Annotated in this window: 1 protein-coding gene; it reads left to right on the top strand. The window is 41.4% G+C overall.

The window, feature by feature from the left end; translation table 11 throughout:
* Positions 1-380, top strand: a 380-nt coding sequence (locus tag QME58_14475) for a hypothetical protein (GenBank protein MDI6805016.1), incomplete at its 5' end; no start/stop codon positions are given.
* Positions 381-676: the final 296 nt, after the last annotated feature.

Raw genomic sequence — 676 nt, forward strand, 5'->3', positions numbered from 1 at the left:
CCGCATCACAACGAAGACGTGGAAACAATCAAACGAGAGTTAGATTCGGACCAACTGGAGCAGCAAAGATTCTATTCTCATTGCGACCTAATACATACGCTCCGTGGGATGAACCGATTAGAGATTCTCTTGGATATAATGGTTCTGCAGATTCATACATCAAGTATCTGCAAACCATTAACGAATTACTTAACGAACTACGTCCTACGTGTGAACAACACGGATTCACACTCGGCGACTTGCCGAACAGATTGCTAAGACCGCACTCAAGCGTTCCAAAATTAATTGATGAATACTACTGGATGACAATAACTCAGAATTGGCAGCCCCCAACTTTGGGAACATTCAGAAATTGGGCTGAGTGGAGTGTTGTGGATTAAACGGCGTCGGCTGCAGCTAACACGCATAAAAATGAATCTAAGGTTTAACATATTGAAGTCTTACGTTTCGCTCTTGGACACATTGCTTCGTGCGCGAGAATGGATTTTTCATAGCGCACTCAGCAACGTCATTTTTATGCGAGACGTTAGCCGAAACGGCGTTATTCAACAACAATAAGAAAGGAGTTAATTATGTTACCTTTTACTTTTTTCCATCCAATTCTTGAAGCACTGAATGATGGAAAGGTTATTAGAACATCGATAGCTATTGCGCTACAAATTATGGGAATACTATC

The organism is Bacteroidota bacterium, assembly GCA_030017895.1.
Lineage (GTDB): Bacteria > Bacteroidota > Ignavibacteria > UBA10030 > BY39 > JASEGV01.